This window comes from Pseudoduganella sp. GW821-FHT05F09, assembly GCF_059419605.1.
This window is the reverse complement of sequence record NZ_JBWKSD010000002.1, coordinates 908063-923892: the sequence shown is the minus strand read 5'-3', so window position 1 is coordinate 923892 and position 15830 is coordinate 908063. Positions and strand designations below refer to the sequence as shown.

At 62.8% G+C, this 15830-nt stretch carries 16 protein-coding genes; 10 read left to right on the top strand and 6 right to left on the bottom strand.

Annotated features, from left to right (window positions below; genetic code table 11):
- Positions 1–11 precede the first annotated feature (11 nt).
- On the top strand, positions 12–431 hold the full coding sequence (locus AC07S4_RS09440; protein WP_494986388.1) for a hypothetical protein: 420 nt from the start codon (positions 12–14) through the stop codon (positions 429–431).
- Here AC07S4_RS09440 and AC07S4_RS09435 read toward each other — a convergent pair whose 3' ends face one another.
- The 4 genes from AC07S4_RS09435 to AC07S4_RS09420 all read right to left on the bottom strand — a co-directional run bounded on the left by AC07S4_RS09435 (position 432) and on the right by AC07S4_RS09420 (position 7044).
- Positions 432–4004: an ABC transporter permease/M1 family aminopeptidase gene (locus AC07S4_RS09435; RefSeq protein WP_494986387.1), complete on the bottom strand. Its 3573-nt coding sequence runs from the start codon at positions 4002–4004 to the stop codon at positions 432–434. It abuts the gene before it with no gap.
- 10 nt (positions 4005–4014) lie between these two features.
- The gene (locus AC07S4_RS09430; RefSeq protein ID WP_494986386.1) at positions 4015–4908 is read right to left on the bottom strand and encodes an ABC transporter ATP-binding protein; all 894 of its coding nucleotides are present in this window, start codon (positions 4906–4908) and stop codon (positions 4015–4017) included.
- Between the two features lie 156 nt (positions 4909–5064).
- Positions 5065–6261, bottom strand: coding sequence for an ABC transporter permease (locus AC07S4_RS09425; RefSeq protein ID WP_494986385.1), 1197 nt, complete (start codon positions 6259–6261; stop codon positions 5065–5067).
- A 3-nt stretch (positions 6262–6264) separates the two neighbouring features.
- Positions 6265–7044 (bottom strand): ABC transporter ATP-binding protein, encoded by a 780-nt coding sequence (locus AC07S4_RS09420; RefSeq protein WP_494986384.1) that lies wholly within the window; start codon positions 7042–7044, stop codon positions 6265–6267.
- Positions 7045–7142: 98 nt separating this feature from the next.
- On the opposite strand from AC07S4_RS09420, the gene AC07S4_RS09415 reads away from it, so the two are divergent.
- Positions 7143–7598, top strand: coding sequence for a hypothetical protein (locus AC07S4_RS09415; protein WP_494986383.1), 456 nt, complete (start codon positions 7143–7145; stop codon positions 7596–7598).
- Positions 7599–7633: 35 nt separating this feature from the next.
- A complete protein-coding gene (coq7, locus tag AC07S4_RS09410; protein WP_494986382.1) occupies positions 7634–8278 on the top strand; it encodes a 2-polyprenyl-3-methyl-6-methoxy-1,4-benzoquinone monooxygenase in 645 nt (214 codons plus the stop codon).
- A 14-nt stretch (positions 8279–8292) separates the two neighbouring features.
- Here coq7 and AC07S4_RS09405 read toward each other — a convergent pair whose 3' ends face one another.
- Positions 8293–8715 (bottom strand): OsmC family protein, encoded by a 423-nt coding sequence (locus AC07S4_RS09405; protein ID WP_494986381.1) that lies wholly within the window; start codon positions 8713–8715, stop codon positions 8293–8295.
- A gap of 247 nt (positions 8716–8962) precedes the next feature.
- On the opposite strand from AC07S4_RS09405, the gene AC07S4_RS09400 reads away from it, so the two are divergent.
- The 7 genes from AC07S4_RS09400 to erpA all read left to right on the top strand — a co-directional run bounded on the left by AC07S4_RS09400 (position 8963) and on the right by erpA (position 14579).
- Positions 8963–11152, top strand: a complete 2190-nt coding sequence (locus AC07S4_RS09400) for an NHL repeat-containing protein (RefSeq protein ID WP_494986380.1) — start codon at positions 8963–8965, stop codon at positions 11150–11152.
- A complete protein-coding gene (locus tag AC07S4_RS09395; RefSeq protein WP_494986379.1) occupies positions 11149–11520 on the top strand; it encodes a hypothetical protein in 372 nt (123 codons plus the stop codon). Before AC07S4_RS09400 ends, AC07S4_RS09395 begins: the two co-directional genes overlap by 4 nt.
- 296 nt (positions 11521–11816) lie before the next feature.
- Entirely contained in the window at positions 11817–12245 is a 429-nt protein-coding gene (rplM, locus tag AC07S4_RS09390; RefSeq protein WP_056398365.1) for a 50S ribosomal protein L13, read from the top strand.
- Positions 12246–12254: 9 nt separating this feature from the next.
- Positions 12255–12647: a 30S ribosomal protein S9 gene (gene rpsI, locus AC07S4_RS09385; protein ID WP_056398368.1), complete on the top strand. Its 393-nt coding sequence runs from the start codon at positions 12255–12257 to the stop codon at positions 12645–12647.
- 124 nt (positions 12648–12771) lie between these two features.
- Positions 12772–13809 (top strand): N-acetyl-gamma-glutamyl-phosphate reductase, encoded by a 1038-nt coding sequence (gene argC / locus AC07S4_RS09380; protein WP_494986378.1) that lies wholly within the window; start codon positions 12772–12774, stop codon positions 13807–13809.
- Positions 13810–13812: 3 nt separating this feature from the next.
- Positions 13813–14157, top strand: a complete 345-nt coding sequence (locus AC07S4_RS09375; protein WP_494986377.1) for a hypothetical protein — start codon at positions 13813–13815, stop codon at positions 14155–14157.
- 56 nt (positions 14158–14213) lie between these two features.
- The gene (erpA, locus tag AC07S4_RS09370) at positions 14214–14579 is read left to right on the top strand and encodes an iron-sulfur cluster insertion protein ErpA (protein ID WP_161071691.1); all 366 of its coding nucleotides are present in this window, start codon (positions 14214–14216) and stop codon (positions 14577–14579) included.
- A gap of 42 nt (positions 14580–14621) precedes the next feature.
- Here erpA and AC07S4_RS09365 read toward each other — a convergent pair whose 3' ends face one another.
- On the bottom strand, positions 14622–15713 hold the full coding sequence (locus AC07S4_RS09365) for an anhydro-N-acetylmuramic acid kinase (protein ID WP_494986376.1): 1092 nt from the start codon (positions 15711–15713) through the stop codon (positions 14622–14624).
- Positions 15714–15830: the final 117 nt, after the last annotated feature.

The following is a 15830-nucleotide window of genomic DNA, read 5'->3' as shown; positions in this document are numbered from 1 at the left end:
TGGGAGAAATTATGCGAAATACCTGCTTGAAATTGAGCGCCCTGTGCGCCGCGCTGCTGCTGTCCGCCTGCCAGACCACGCCGACCGGCTCCAGCGCCGCCCAGGACGAGGCGCCCTCGCCGAAGAACCCCGAGTTCACCACGGAAATGGCGAAATTCAACGCCCAGTTCCCGAACCCGAAAGTCAGCAAGTACGAGGAAGAGTCCATCGCCTTCAACAACGCGCAGAAGTTCGACGAGCGCGGCAACTGCCACGGCAAGTCCAAGTATCCGGTCACCATCATGCTGCTGCTGGACGCGAACGGCAAAGTCATCAGCACCGTGACGGACGTGGAAAACGGCAAGGCGGCCTGCTTCCGCCAGTCCTACGCGGCGGTCCAGTTCCCCAAACCGCCCATCGCGCCTTACCGCAAGGCCATGCTGCTCAGGTAATCACTGCTCGACGGCGATCATATTGTCGTCCGGCTTGCGGTCGATCAGCTTGTTGTCCGGATCGATGCCCGCCCTGGCCGGGCGGCCGCTGACCACCAGCGTGTAAGTGCTTTCCTTTTGCGTGACCAGCTTGCGCTCGCGCAGCAGGCTGTTGCCGTCCTTGTCGTCCACGCCCACATCGATCAGGTCGCGGATCGGCATTTCCTTCTCGGCCCCCAGTTCGTCCGCGCGCAGCTTGCTGGCGTGGACTTTCAGCGTCACCTCGTATTTGCCGTCCGGACGCTTGCGCGCCGTTGCGCTCAGCGCGCGGCTGTCGTGCAGCACGATGGCGTTGAACAGGTCGTCGATCAGATAAGCCTGGTCCGGCTGCGCAATCTTGCGCAGCGCATCCACCAGCACCGTCACGCTGGGATAGGGCGCGGTGTGGAAGGCGTGCTGCGCCAGCAGGCCTTTCAGCACGCCGTTCACCCGCTCTTCGCCCAGGATGTCCTGCAGCTGGTACATGGCCAGGCTGCCCTTGCGGTAGTGGATGTAGGGCTGGTTCTCGTTGTCCGCCAGCGGCAGCTCCTTCTTGTTTTCCAGCGCGCGGCCCATCAGGTAATGGTTCAGGTCGTAGCGCAGGAAGCGGCGCATCTTGTCGGCGCCGTACTGCTTCTTCATCACCATCAGCGCCGAGTACTCGGACAGCGTTTCGCTCAGCACCGTGGCGCCGCGCGTGTCGCCGCCCACCAGCTGGTGCGCCCACCATTGATGCGCCACTTCATGCGCCGTCACGTAGAAGGGGTAGTCCACGTCCTTGGGATTCTTGTCGTCCACCTTGGCGATGAAGCCCACGCTTTCCGAATACGGGATGGTGTTCGGGAAGGACTGCGCGAACGCGGCGTAGCGCGGGAACTCCACAATGTGCACCACCTTGTGCTGGTAGGGGCTGAAGTTCCTGGTGTAGTACTCCAGCGCGTCCTTCACGCCCTTGGCCATGCGGTCCAGATTATATTCGTGGCCGGGCTGGTAGTAGATTTCTATGCCCACGTCCTGCCACCAGTCATGCTTGACGGTGTAGCGGGCCGACTGGAAGGCGTAGAAGTTCAGGATGGGCTTGTCCATCTTGTAGTGGAAGTAGCGCCGGCCCTTGGCTTTCCATTCCTTTTCCAGCGTGCCGGGCGCCACGGCGGTCTGGTCGGCGCTGGTGCTGACCACGGCGTCGAAGGTCACCCAGTCGGCGTCGCTGCCGATGTAGTTATTGGCCAGGCCTTTGGGATCGTCGCGCGGCAGGGCGCGTTCCTGCGCCGGCAGGCCGTGGCGCTTGCGGTCGCGCGGGTCGGTCAGCTCGGCCTGGCGCTGGTAGCCGATGTGCGGCAGCTTGGTGTTGTTGAAGAAGGTGCCGTTGCCCACCACCGGCGTGTCCTGGCCCAGGCCGAGGATGCCTTTGGGCGCGTACACCAGTTCGAATTCCAGCGGCATGCGCGCACCCGGCGCCAGCGGCGTGGACAGGGTGTAGCTGTACACGCCCAGCTGCTCGTCCCTGGTCTTCAGGTGCGCCACCTGGCCGAAGCGCAGCGGCTGCATGTCGGCCGTCGTATCCTGCGTGACGTAGATTTCGCTGATGGGCTGGCCGCTCTTGTTCTCGAGCATGTAGCGGCCCTTCACTTGCAGGCGGCGCTTTTCCGGTTCGATGGCCACGCCCAGCCGCACGTCCGTGATGCGCGGCTGCGCCAGGCCGGCCAGCTGCTTGTATTTGCGTTCATAGTCCGCGCGCTCGGCCAGCTGGCGGTAGGCGGATTTGTAGTTGTTGGCGATGTGCAGGTTGTAGAACAGCACGCCGCCGGCGCCCAGGAAGATGCTTGCGCCCAGGGCCAGCGTGGCCAGCACCGGCATGGTGAGCGCATGGCGCGCCAGCGAGACGCGCTGGCGCCATTCGGTGTTGTTGCCGCGCGCCCAGAACAGCAGCGACAGCACCACCAGGATCAGCGCCGCGCCGCTCCAGTACAGTTCGAACCAGCGCTCGCGCACCAGGTAGTGGCCGTAGCCGTTCATGGCCGAGTAGACGAAGCTGGGCGACGTGCCGTACACCAGCATCGGGTGTTCCATGCCCAGCGAGGGCAGGGTGATGCTGGCCACGTAGTACAGGATCATGGCGAAGTGCGCCATGTATTTGTGGTTGATCAGCACTTGCGCGGCAATGGCCAGCACCGCCACCAGCGCGTAGGCCGGCAGCTGCACGGTGAACAGGTGCTGGAAGTACAAGCCGGGTTCGAGCTGGAAGTAGCCGTGGAAGATCTGTATCGTCATGCCGCAGACCATGACCACCAGCATCAGCAGCGCCTGCAGGCCGATCAGCGCGAACAGCTTGGACAGCAGCGGCAGCCAGCTCGGCACCGGCAGCGCGTCCAGCATCTGCGCCATGCGGTTCTCGCGCTCGCGCCACACCAGCTCGCCTGCGTAGAAGGTGGTCAGCACCAGCATGAACAGGGCGAACGTTTCCGACACCATTTCCAGCACCATATAGGTGACCGGATAGGTCTTGGTGCCGTACATGGAGCCCATGTCCAGCGCGCCGGCGAACATGGTCAGCACGCCGGCCAGCACGATCACCAGGAAGTAGACGTTCTTCACCGTTTCGCGCAGGTTCAGGTAGATGTTTTTGAGCAGCAGCAAGCCCAGGCTGCGCGACTTGAAGTCCGGCGCCTCGTGCGTGTGGCTGGCCGACTGGCTGATGCGCAACTGCGGTTCGGCGTCGCCGCGCGCGTCGGCCTTGCCGCTGTCTATGCTGCTGACAAAGCGGAAGCGCCAGTAGCCCAGCAGCAGCACCACCACCGAGAACGAGGTCCAGATCACGCGGTTCAGCAGGTACACGCCTTCCGGCAGCACCAGGCGCGTGTTGCGCTCGGCGATGGGCCAGTATTCGGTGAGGTTGATGGCGGCGGCGGTGCCGAAGGGGTCGATCAGCGCGGCCAGCGTCTTGTAGTCCAGGTCGCGCGCCAGGCCGGGCGCGACGATGTAGCCGATCAGCATGACCACGCTGGAAATATAGACCGGCAGCATGCGCCGCGTGAGCGCGGCCAGCACGAAGAAGATGGCGCCGAAGATGAACAGATTGGGCAGCAGCGTGACGAAATAGGGGATCAGCCAGGCGGCCAGCGGCGGGCTGCCCAGCCGTTCGGGATCGACGCCCGGGATGAAGGTGCCCAGCCAGGCGCCCAGCAGGATGGACGCGAACACCACCGCCAGCGTCAGGTAGGCGCCGATGAAGCGGCCCAGCATGTACTGGTACTTGCGGATGGGCGCGCTGAAGAAGAAGTGGTGCATATCGTATTCGAAGTCCTGCTGCACCGAGCGGCCCATCATGGCGGCCACCACGATCACGCCCAGGCAGCCGAGGAAGCTGGCGGTGAACATGATGGAGCGCGGCGCGTTGATGAACACGCGGCCGCCGAAGGTGACCACGGCTTCCTTGAACACGCCGCCGGCGGCCGCCATCCACAGCATGGCCAGCAGCAAAAACATGCCGAAATAAACCCAGGTGGACAGCAGCTTGAGGCGCTGGCGCGCTTCGAACAGGGCGATGGCGAGCATGGTGGCCGCCTTAATCGCAGTTGTCGGCGGCGTTGTGGCGGCCGGCGATGGTGGCGAAGTACAGGTCTTCCAGGTCGCCGATGGCTTCCTCAAAACCGTCGCCCGGATCGTCGTCGCTGTAGACGTGGATCAGCGTGCGGCCGGACAGCAAGCGGGTGGAGATGACGGCGTGGCGGGTCTGGAACTGCTGCAGGTCGCGCTTGTCCACGAAGCGCGCCCAGATCTTGCAGCTGATGTCGTCGATCAGCTGCTGGGTCTGGCCGGTGAGCAGCAGATGGCCCTTGTTGATGATGGCCATATTGGCGCACAGGTCCGCCACGTCGCTGACGATGTGGGTGGACAGGATCACGGTGCGGTCTTCGCCGATGTCGGACAGCAGGTTGTGGAAGCGCACGCGCTCCTGCGGGTCCAGGCCGGCCGTGGGCTCGTCCACGATAATCAGTTTCGGGTCGCCCAGCAGGGCCTGGGCGATGCCGAAGCGCTGCCGCATGCCGCCCGAGAAGGTGCCCAGCTTCTGGTGGCGCACCTCGAACAGATTGGTCTGCTGCAGCAGGCCGTCCACCACTTCGCGCCGGCGGGCGCGGTTGGACAGGCCCTTGAGCACCGCGAAATGGTCCAGCAGCTCATAGGCCGAAACCTTGGGATAGACCCCGAAGTCCTGCGGCAGATAGCCCAGCAGGCGGCGGATCTCGTCCTTCTCGTCCAGCACGTCCAGCTCGCCCAGGAAGACCGAGCCGGAATCGCATTCCTGCAGCGTCGCCAGCGTCCGCATCAGGGTGGACTTGCCGGCGCCGTTGGGCCCCAGCAAGCCGAACATCCCGGCCGGTATCGTGAGCGAAATATTGTCCAGCGCCACCACCCCGTTGGCGTAAGTTTTGGACAAATTGCGAATGCGTAATTCCATGCTGACTCCTGTCGTGACCTGCTGCACTGCAACAGGCCGTACCACTATTCAATGTTGGCATTGTATTGAAATTGCCGCTCAGCGGTGGCTTGATTGCGACAGTCGGCAAAATCGGGGTTCCAGAGCGCGCAAAGCGGGGAACGGGGCAGCGGGCCGCTAGTTCCGGAACAGCACCTGTTCGCGGCTGAACCACCAGCGGCACAGGGCCAGCAGCGCGCCGGCCGTGACCGTGCTCGACACCAGGATCACCGCGAACATGCTGTAATCCATAGTGCCTTTGACCAGTTCCTTCATGGCCAGCGCCACATTGGTCAGCGGCACCATGGCCCACAGCCAGTTCAGTTCCACGCCCGGCAGCAGGGCCACCATCACCGGCAGCAGCGACAGCAGCATCAGCGGCGAGATCAGCCCGGCCGCCTCCTTGTAGCTCTTGGCGTAGATGGACAGCGACAGCAGCACCGAGGCGAAGATGGCGGCGGTGGGCGCCAGCATCAGCGCCAGCATGGCCATGTCCAGCGCGCCGATGGAGCTGACCATGGCGGCCACGCCGGCCGGCGCCGCGCTGCCGAAGGCGAACAGCAGCACGCTCATGCTGCCCACCATGAGCAGGGACGAGGTCAGGCCTATGCTGAACAGCACCAGGAATTTGGCCAGCACGATGGAACTGCGCGGCACCGGCGCCAGCAGCAGCGTTTCCAGCGTGCCGCGCTCCTTTTCCCCCGCGCCCAGGTCGATGGCCGGATACATGGCCGCCATCAGGCAGCCCATCAGCAGGAAGTAGGGCAGCAGGCCGCCCAGCACGGCGCCCATCTGCTCCCGCTTGCCCGCCGTGGAGCGCTCCTCCAGCATGACGGGATTGAGGGCGAAGCGCAGCTGCTTCTTGCTCAGGTTGAGCGCCGACAGCTCGTGCTCGCGCAGCTCGGCGTTGACCGCGTCCAGCTCGGCCGACACGCGCTTGCGGATCACGTCCATGCTCACCGCGCTGTTGTAATGCAGCGCCACGCTGGCCTGCTCCTTGCCTTGCAGGCGCTGCTGGTAGGCGGGCGGGATCACCAGGGCGAACTTGATCACCTCCTTGTCGATCGCGCTGCGGATCTGCTCGGGCGAGGCCAGCGCCACTTCGCGGAAGCCGCGCTCGGCCGTGAAGCGCTGCGCCAGGCCGGGGGCGTATTCCTTGCCGAACACGGCATAGGTCAGCTCGGCGGTGCGCGCCTTGTTGAACAGATTGGTGGACAGGTAGCTGAAGCCGCCCATGATGAGCGGCATGGCCAGCACCGGTATCAGCACGGTGAAGATGAAGGTCTTGCGGTCGCGCGCCAGCTCCAGGATTTCTTTGAGGTAAATGGTCCACATGGCTCAGTCCTCGCGGTTGATGACGCCGATAAAGGCGTCGTACAGGTCGGCGCTGCCGCCCAGCTGGCGCAGCTGGTCGACCGTGCCGTTGAAGGCGGTCTTGCCGTGGTTGATGATGCAGACGCGGTCGCACAGCTTTTCCACCTCGTGCAGGTGGTGGGTGGAGAACACCAGCGGTATGCGCAGCGCCTTGTAGCTGGCGATGAAGTCCAGCAGGATCTTGGAGGCCATCACGTCCAGGCCGGTGGTCGGCTCGTCCAGGATAACAATTTGTGGTTCGTGCACCACGGTGCGGGCGATGGCGCACTTCTGTTTCATGCCGGTGGACAGCTGGTCGGCGCGCTTGCTGCCGTAGTCCTGCATCTGCAGCAATTCGAACAAATAGTCGCAGCGGCGCTTCAGGTGGGCGCTGTCCATGCCGTGCAGGCGGCCGAAATACTCGACGTTCTCGCGCGCCGTCAGGCGTCCGTACAGGCCGGTGGAGCCGGACAGGAAGCCAATCTGCTGGCGCGCCAGCAGCGGCTGTTGCAACAGATCCACGCCGTTCACCAGGGCCTTGCCGGCGTCCGCCTTGAGCGCGGTCGACAGCAGGCGCAGGGTGGTGGTCTTGCCGGCGCCGTTGGGGCCGAGCAGGCCCAGCACTTCGCCGGGCGCGCAGCTGAAACTGACGTCGCGCACCGCATGGAACCAGCCGTCGTGGCCGCGCGGATCGCGCGTGGCCGGTGCCGCGCCCTTCTGCCGGGGCAGCTGGAAGCGCTTGGCCAAGCCCTGAACTTCGAGCATTTTATTGTCCTGTTGTAAATATGGTGAGCAAGGGTAGCATGCCAAAATTCTCACATGCAAGATACAAAATGGTTTTGTCTTGCTATAGTCGTGCCACTATGAAAAACAGTCTGTTGATCGACACAGCCACCAAGGAAAAGATTCTCGCGGTAACCCGCTGCGGCACCACCGTGTCCGAAGCCACCGGTTTCTTCCGGGTGGCGCTGGGCCTGCATTACCTGTCCGGACTGATGACCAAGGAAACGCTGGACTTCAAGCGCCTGGACAAGGAATACAACCGCTTCATCTACCATGCCATCGGCAAGGGCCACAGCATCACCAGCATCCTGCAGTACCTGAGCGGCGAGAAGGTGATCAAGGTGGTGGAGTCGGCGCGTTTCCTGCGCGCCTTCAGCGAGTACTGCGACGCGGTGCCGGTCGACAGCATTCCCTTCCTGCTGGGGCTGAACCTGGGCGTGGCCAAGGATTTGTCCGGCATCGACGTGCGCGGGCCGGTGGCGGACTGGATCGAGCGCCAGCGCATCCTGCGCGAGGAGAGGGAAGGCGGGGTGTAAAATGCTGGCTTCTGAACCAGCTTGAGCAGAGCACCATGGCAGCAAACCATTTCCATACTCCCCTGGACCGTTTCATTGCCGGCGCCGACAAGGCGCTGCGCGTGGTGGCGGGCGTGGCGTCGGCCTCGCGTCCGAACCCCGCCGTGCATGCGGCCGATGCGGCGCTGAGCGAGTCCGAGCAGCGCCACGCGGCCGGCCTGATGCGCGTGAACCACGTGGGCGAAGTGATGGCGCAGGCGCTGTACAACTCGCAAGGGCGCTTCGCGCGCAGCGAGGAGATCCGCCGGCAGTTTGAAATTGCTTCGCGCGAGGAAGAGGACCACCTGGCCTGGACCGCGCAGCGCCTGGGCGAGCTGGGCTCGCAGATCAGTGTGCTCAATCCGCTGTTTTACGCCGGCGCCTACGCGCTGGGCACGGTGGCGGCGGTGCTGGGCGATGCGCGCAGCCTGGGCTTTGTAGTGGAGACCGAGCGCCAGGTGGAGGCGCATCTGGCCAGCCACCTGGACAAGCTGCCGCCGCAGGACGCCAAGTCGCGCGCCATCGTCGAGCAGATGCGGGTGGATGAGGTGGCGCACGGCGCAGCCGCGCAGGAGATGGGGGCCGAAACCGCCCCCCTGCCGGCGCGCCTGGCCATGACGGCCATGGGCAAGCTGATGACCAGCACCGCGTATTACATTTAGTCCCCTGCCGGACCTCAGCCTTCCACGATCTCGTAGGAATGCGTGATCTCGGCCGTCTTGGCCAGCATGATGGAGGCCGAGCAGTACTTGTCGTGCGACAGCGACACCGCGCGTTCCACCGTGGTCTGCTTGAGATTCTTGCCGGTCACGGTGAAGTGGAAATGGATCTTGGTGAACACTTTCGGATCGGTATCGGCGCGATCGGCCTTCAGCGTCACGTCGCAGCCGCGCACGTCCTCGCGGCCGCGCTTCAGGATCAGCACCACGTCATAGGCGGTGCAGCCGCCCGTGCCCAGCAACACCATTTCCATCGGGCGCGGCGCCAGGTTGTGGCCGCCGCCTTCCGGCGCGCCGTCCATATTGACCAGGTGGCCGGAGCCGGTCTGGGCCAAGAAACTCATCCCGGACGGGCCGTTCCAGCTGACTTTGCATTCCATTTCATCTCTCCGTAAAAAAACTTTGCCACTATTGTAATGGAGCAAAGCCGGCCGCGCTTTGCGCCGGTGCCGTTGTTTTGTTGCGGTGCCGCATCTTCCGCTGCAAAACAGTAAATCCCCAGTGGATATTCATCTGCAATGCACTGCAACATAATTATTGCCGTGAACCACGCAATCTCGCATACTGATGCGCGTCCGCTTCTCCTTCTATCCCTGCTTTCATCCTTTTTTATACAGGTAGGTAACCATGAACAACATGACTGCATCCGAGACCGGTTTCAAGCACCTGTGCCACTACGGCGAGCTGGCCTTGCCCGGCATGACCAAGAGCGGCGAGCTGCCGGACGACTTCACCATGAATTCCCCGGTTGGCGTTGCGCGCGACAACTACAACCACGTCTGGGTGTGCGACACCGGCAACAGCCGCGTGCTGGTCTTCACGGCCGACTTCGGCACGCTGCTGCACGTGATCGACGGCGTCCCGGGCAGCACCGGCCTGGACCAGCGCCTGCTCATGCCCTTCCACCTGTGCCCTCACCCCAGCGACGACATCATGTACTGCACCGACATGGGCAACGGCCGCGTGGTGGCGTTCGAGTACGATGAGCACAGCGCGGACTTCCAGTTCGCCTTCGGCAACGTCGCCAGCAAGAACTTTTTGCCGCTGTCCGACCCCAACGGCATCACCGTGATCAAGGAGGCGGACGGCGAGCACTACATCTACGTGGCCGACGAGTTCTTCCACACCGCGGGCGACGTGCGCAGCCGCTGCGTGAAATTCACGCTGGCGGGCGACTTCGTGCTGCAGTTCCGCGCCGTGCAAGACCAAAACAGCACCCACGAGCTGCTGTGGCCGCAAGGCCTGGCCAGCGACTCGAAAGGCAACCTCTACCTGGCCAACACCGGCTACTACGAAATCCTGAAGATCGATACCGCCTGGCCCATCAAGAACGAAACCGTGCAGGCCACCCGGGAAACCGCGCTGCTGCACGGCTTCGGCCAGCCCACCGGCATCGGCAAGTTCAATGTGATGCGCTCGGTGTGCGTGATCGACGACTACGTTTTCGTGCCGGGCCAGGTGGAAAACTCCATCATGGTCTACAACCCGGAAGGCAAGCTGCAGGAGAAGGTGATGGGCATGCTGCCCATGTGGAACCACGAGCCCGAGCCTGTGCATTCCTATACCGACCTGATCTACGGCGCGCTGGAAGACCGCGTCTTCGTCGGCCCCTACCAGATCTGCGCCGGCAAGGAAAAGAACACCTATTACATCAGCGAGCCGTTCGCCTCGACGGTGCTGCACGTGAGCATCAACATCATCGACGACAGCCTGCCCACCGTGGCCGTGCTGCTCGACAGCGTGGGCCACCGCCGCGACAACGCCTCCCGCGCCCTGGCCACCTCGCAGTTCAATTGCATGACCTCGGTGATCCGCGTCGACCCCAACCGCAAAGGGGATGGCGTCCTGCCCAGCAATAACTGGTGGGACGGCTGGGCCAAGACCACGGCCGGCGTCTACCAGTACTGGTACAACCACGTGCTCAAGCCCGCCGGGCTGGACCCGCTGGCCCATGTGGGCACGTCCTCGTACAACATCGATTCCGGCAACTGGTGCCTGAAGACCTTCAACACCGCCGTCAATCCCTACGCGCAATTGCAGGACATGGTGCGCGGCTTCTTCACGCCCGGCGACATCGCCATGACGGCCTACTACCCGTCGCAGCCGCTGCTGGGTCAGGTCTGCCCCGGCACGCCGCTGATCTTCATCACCAACTTCAATATGTGCACGGTGTCCATGTACCAGTACGGGCCGAACGGGCATTTGCTGAACTACGGCGTGCCTTTCGGGCGCGAAGGCGTGGGCGGCGAGGGCACTTTGAAGGCGCCGCAGGGCATCACGGTCAACAGCCACGGCGAAATCTATATCGCCGACTCGCTCAACAACCGCATCTCGCAGTGGCAGCTGCAGGCCACCGGCATCGTCAGCTTCGTCAGGAATTTCGTGTGGGAAGAGGACGGCAAGCCGCTGGCCTCGTTCACCCCGTGCGATATGGATGTGGATTCGCAGGACCGCCTGTTCGTGTGCGACCAGTTCAACAACTGCATCCGCGTGTTCGACCGCGACGGCAAGAGCCTGTGGAGCTACGGCGAGGCCGGTTATTGCGACGACCTGGAGCAAGATTATGAAAAATTCTACCTGCCGGCCAGCCTGTGCATAGACGAGGACGACAACCTCATCGTCAACGACCTGGTGAACCGCGCGCTGAAGGTGTTCAAGATCGGCGAAAACACGCTGACCTACAAGACCGGCGACCTGGTGTTCAAGAAATACCCGGAGGCGGGCGGCGTGTGGATGCCCTTCTTTATCTATGCGCACAAGGGGAATGTGTACGTGCCGGACACCACCTTCAACGTCGTGAACGTATATGGTTATTGAATAAGCATGTAGTTGTATTTGTTGTTCGCTTGCGATACCTTGGTGCTGGCTATTGCCTTGAAATCAAAACCTTTCTGAAAATGAATAAGACCATCATTTGCAAAGTTTTCCTTCGAGTGCTTGCAATTTTTATTTTATATTTCGGGCTTGCTTCTGTCCTTGGCGGCAGGCCTGGACATGGCTTGGTCAATATCGGATTTTCGATTTACGTCGCCTTGTGTGGCACCGATGATGTGCTTGCACTTTGGCATATCCGCAACCAGAACTTATCTTCTGTTCAGAAAGTGGATAGTCCAGTTTGGTTTTCCTTGTTGGCGACGATTGGGATGGTTTTGATGGTAACGGGCTTTGCGCTTCAGATATTTTAATCAGCCATACAAACGGTAGAGGAGGCGATGATACGTCGACTCCTGGTGAGATCGGGTGTTCCGTTTGGATTTGCTGAAGACTTTGCGTGAGGCCGAGCGCACTTGCCGGCAGCGCCAGGCGTACGGACCTCAATGTCCCGCCAACCCAAAGTCAGCTTGACGGACATGGCCGGCCGGGGTTATACTTGCCGGCTTTCCCGTTCGCTCAGGGAAAGTAAACAACAAGGATGCGTCCGCTGCAACACCGGGGCGGAACCACCAGATGAGCGTTTTTATCTTTCACAGAAAGTCATAACATGAAAACTTTTTCCGCTAAGGGCCATGAAGTCCAGCGCGATTGGTTCGTGATTGACGCGACGGACAAAGTCCTCGGCCGTGTTGCCAGCGAAGTGGCACGCCGACTGCGCGGCAAGCATAAGCCAGAGTTCACCCCTCACGTCGACACCGGTGACTTCATCGTCATCATCAACGCAGGCAAACTGCGCGTGACCGGTACCAAAGCAACCGAGAAGACCTACTACCGTCACTCGGGCTACCCAGGCGGCATCTACGAGACCAACTTCCTGAAAATGCAACAGCGTTTCCCAGGCCGTGCTCTCGAAAAGGCTGTCAAGGGCATGCTGCCTAAAGGCCCACTGGGCTACGCCATGATCAAGAAGCTGAAAGTATACGCCGAGGGTTCGCACCCACACGCTGCTCAGCAACCTAAAGCACTCGAAATCTAAGGAACTGACATGATCGGTAACTACAACTACGGCACCGGCCGTCGCAAGAGTGCAGTGGCTCGCGTGTTCATCAAGGCAGGCACTGGCCAAATCATCGTTAACGGCAAGCCAGCGGCTGAGTACTTCTCCCGCGAAACCGGCCTGATGGTAATCCGTCAACCACTGGAACTGACCGGCAACGTTGAGCGTTTCGACATCAAAGTCAACGTACACGGCGGCGGCGAGTCCGGCCAGGCTGGTGCTGTTCGTCACGGCATCACCCGCGCACTGATCGACTACGATGCAGCTCTGAAGGGCGACCTGGCACGTGCCGGCTTCGTCACTCGCGATGCTCGCGAAGTTGAGCGTAAAAAAGTTGGTCTGCGCAAAGCACGTCGCGCAAAGCAATTCTCGAAGCGTTAATTTGCTTCCTACAGCGTGCGCTACGGCGCATGCTGGCGAGAAAGCCGCCCGGTACGCCGGGCGGCTTTTTTTCAGCCCTGCTAAAATGGGCGTCCCCTCTTTATTTAACTCCCAAGGAAAGAACATGATCAAAGTTGGCATCGTCGGCGGCACCGGATACACCGGAGTGGAACTGCTGCGATTGTTGGCCGTCCACCCTCAAGTGCAGCTGACGGCGATTACGTCGCGCAAAGAGGACGGCTTGCCGGTGGCTGACATGTATCCTTCCCTGCGCGGCCGCGTCAAGCTGGCGTTTTCGGCGCCGGACAAGGTCGACCTGGCCCAGTGCGACGTGGTGTTCTTCGCCACCCCGCACGGCGTGGCCATGGAGCAGGCGCCGGCGCTGCTGAAGGCGGGCGTGAAAGTGATCGACCTGGCGGCGGACTTCCGCATCAAGGACCAGGCCGTATTTGAAAAGACGTACAAGATTCCGCACACCGCGCCGCAGCTGATCGAAGAGGCCGTGTACGGCCTGCCGGAGCTGAACCGCGAAGACATCAAGGCCGCCAAGCTGATCGCCAACCCGGGCTGCTACCCGACCACCATGCAGCTGGGCTTTGTGCCGCTGCTCAAGGCCGGCATCATCGACGCGGGCAACCTGATCGCCGACTGCAAGTCCGGCGTGTCCGGCGCCGGCCGCAAGGCCGAGATCGGCATCCTGTTCTCCGAATCGAGCGACAACTTCAAGGCCTACGGCGTGTCCGGCCACCGCCACACGCCGGAGACGGTGGCCCAGCTGCAGCGTTTCAGCAGCGGCAAGGTCAACCTGATCTTCACGCCCCACCTGGTGCCGATGATACGCGGCATGCACTCCACCTTGTACGCGCGCCTGACCAAGGACGTGACGAATGAGGAACTGCAGGCGCTGTTCGAAGACGCCTACAAGGACCAGCCCTTCGTGGACGTGATGCCGTTCGGCTCGCACCCGGAAACCCGCAGCACGCGCGGCGCCAACACGCTGCGCCTGGCGCTGCACCGTCCGGACAACGGCAACACCGTCATCGTGCTGGTGGTGCAGGACAATCTGGTCAAGGGCGCATCCGGCCAGGCCGTGCAGTGCATGAACCTGATGTTCGGCCTGGAAGAAGGCATGGGCCTGGACAACATCGCCCTGATGCCATAAACAGTGGCGAAAAAATGGCAGGGCAGCGGCGCCTCGGCGCCGCCCACCGTCCTGGTGGAACGCAAGGCGCCGCTGCTGGCGCGCATCGCCGGCGTGGCCGTGGTGCTGGCGCTGGCCGGCGTGCTGCTGGTGTGGGGCGTGGACTTGGGCGGACGCATCTTTGGCGCCAGCCGGGGCGCGCCCACGCCGGAGCAGCAGCTGGCGCAGGTGCAGGCCGAACTGGCGCAAATGACCGCCGAGCGCGACGCGCTGCAGGCCATCGTCAAGAAAGCCGGCTTGCCGCTGCCGGGCCAGGAAGCAAAAATTGTTGCCCCGGAACCAAAGCCGGTACAGGAAATCAAGCCTTGACAGCATGAGTCCGGACTAAGGTCTATAATGGCCGTATGAATTTTTAGGAGTAGCACATGAATGCAGTAGCCGAAGTGCAAGACGAAGTAATCCCGGTCCCTATCGTATTCACCGACAGCGCCGCGCAGAAAGTTGCGCAACTGATCGAAGAAGAGGGCAATCCAGACCTGAAACTGCGCGTATTCGTGCAGGGTGGCGGCTGCTCGGGCTTCCAGTACGGTTTCACGTTTGATGAAATCGTCAACGAAGACGACACCACCATGGACAAGAACGGCGTGCAGCTGCTGATCGACTCCATGAGCTACCAGTACCTGATCGGCGCGGAAATCGACTACAAGGACGACCTGGAAGGCGCGCAATTCGTCATCAAGAATCCGAACGCCACCTCGACCTGCGGTTGCGGTTCGTCGTTCTCGGCCTAAGACGGACTGGCGGGCGGCGCGCTACGCGCCAGCCCGCCGTTTTCAGCGCGGATACAGCGCGCCCAGCACCCGTTCGCCCCGTGCTCCGGTCACGGCAGGCAGATTCCCCGCCAGCCGCTCATTGAAGCGGAAGGCCAGCCAGGCGAAAGCCAGCGCCTCCATCCGGTTCGGTTCCACGCCCAGCGCGTCGGTCGATTCCACCGGTACGCCCAATTCCACCGCAAGATTGCGCATCAGCACGCCGTTGTAGGCGCCGCCGCCGCAGATATACACCGTCTCCGTCCTGGGCGCATGCTCCTTGATCGCCTGCGCCAGCGACAGCACGGTCAGCTGGGTCAAGGTCGCCTGCACATCCTGCGGCGCGGCCGAGGCGAACGGCGCCAGCTGCGCATCCAGCCAGTCGCCGTGGAACAGATCGCGGCCCGTGCTTTTCGGCGCGGGCAGGGCGAAGTAAGGCTCGCGCAGCATGGCGTCCAGCAGCGGCTGGATCACGGTGCCGGACGCGGCCCAGGCGCCGTCGGCGTCATACGCCTTGCCCTGGTGGCGGGCGATCCACTTATCCATCAGCACATTGCCGGGGCCGGTATCAAAGCCGGTGGCCTTGCCGTCGCCGCGCAGCACGCTGATATTGGCGATGCCGCCGATATTGGCCACCACGCGCGTCTTGCCCGGCACGCTGAACATGGCCTGGTGGAAAGCCGGCACCAGCGGCGCGCCCTGGCCGCCGGCGGCCACGTCGCGGCTGCGGAAGTCCGCCACCACGTCGATGCCGCACAGCTCGGCCAGCAGCGCGGGGTTGCCGGTCTGGCGCGTAAAGCCCAGTTCCGGGCGATGGCGTATGGTCTGGCCGTGCGAACCGACGGCGCGCACATCGGCCGGCTTCATTTCGGTCTGCGCCAGCACCTCGGCCACGCACTGCGCGTAATATTCCGCCAGCGTATTGGCCGCCAGCGCCTCGCGCTCCAGCTCATTCGGGCTGGCCGCCTGCAGCGCCATCAGCTCCTCGCGCAGCGCCGGCGGAAACGGCACATAGGCCGCCGCCATGGTGCGCGCCGCGCCGCCCCAGAAATCCACCAGCACGCCGTCTACCCCATCCAGGCTGGTCCCCGACATCAAACCGATATACAGGCTCATCAACATCCTCCAATAGTGTGCCGCTATTGTGCCTCAGCCCAGCGAAAAAGGGGTCAGGGTTAATATTGCTTGCAATATTAACCCTGACCCCTTTTTGCTTGGGCGAAAAAACGGCGC

Coding starts and splice junctions, on each gene's coding strand:
- AC07S4_RS09440 (WP_494986388.1), top strand. CDS start 12: ATGCGAAATACCTGCTTGAAATTGAGCGCCCTGTGCGCCGCGCTGCTG.
- coq7 (WP_494986382.1), top strand. CDS start 7,634: ATGGCAGCAAACCATTTCCATACTCCCCTGGACCGTTTCATTGCCGGC.
- erpA (WP_161071691.1), top strand. CDS start 14,214: ATGAATGCAGTAGCCGAAGTGCAAGACGAAGTAATCCCGGTCCCTATC.
- AC07S4_RS09405 (WP_494986381.1), bottom strand. CDS start 8,715: ATGGAATGCAAAGTCAGCTGGAACGGCCCGTCCGGGATGAGTTTCTTG.
- AC07S4_RS09425 (WP_494986385.1), bottom strand. CDS start 6,261: ATGTGGACCATTTACCTCAAAGAAATCCTGGAGCTGGCGCGCGACCGC.
- rplM (WP_056398365.1), top strand. CDS start 11,817: ATGAAAACTTTTTCCGCTAAGGGCCATGAAGTCCAGCGCGATTGGTTC.
- argC (WP_494986378.1), top strand. CDS start 12,772: ATGATCAAAGTTGGCATCGTCGGCGGCACCGGATACACCGGAGTGGAA.
- AC07S4_RS09415 (WP_494986383.1), top strand. CDS start 7,143: ATGAAAAACAGTCTGTTGATCGACACAGCCACCAAGGAAAAGATTCTC.
- AC07S4_RS09430 (WP_494986386.1), bottom strand. CDS start 4,908: ATGGAATTACGCATTCGCAATTTGTCCAAAACTTACGCCAACGGGGTG.
- AC07S4_RS09400 (WP_494986380.1), top strand. CDS start 8,963: ATGAACAACATGACTGCATCCGAGACCGGTTTCAAGCACCTGTGCCAC.
- AC07S4_RS09435 (WP_494986387.1), bottom strand. CDS start 4,004: ATGCTCGCCATCGCCCTGTTCGAAGCGCGCCAGCGCCTCAAGCTGCTG.
- rpsI (WP_056398368.1), top strand. CDS start 12,255: ATGATCGGTAACTACAACTACGGCACCGGCCGTCGCAAGAGTGCAGTG.
- AC07S4_RS09365 (WP_494986376.1), bottom strand. CDS start 15,713: ATGAGCCTGTATATCGGTTTGATGTCGGGGACCAGCCTGGATGGGGTA.
- AC07S4_RS09420 (WP_494986384.1), bottom strand. CDS start 7,044: ATGCTCGAAGTTCAGGGCTTGGCCAAGCGCTTCCAGCTGCCCCGGCAG.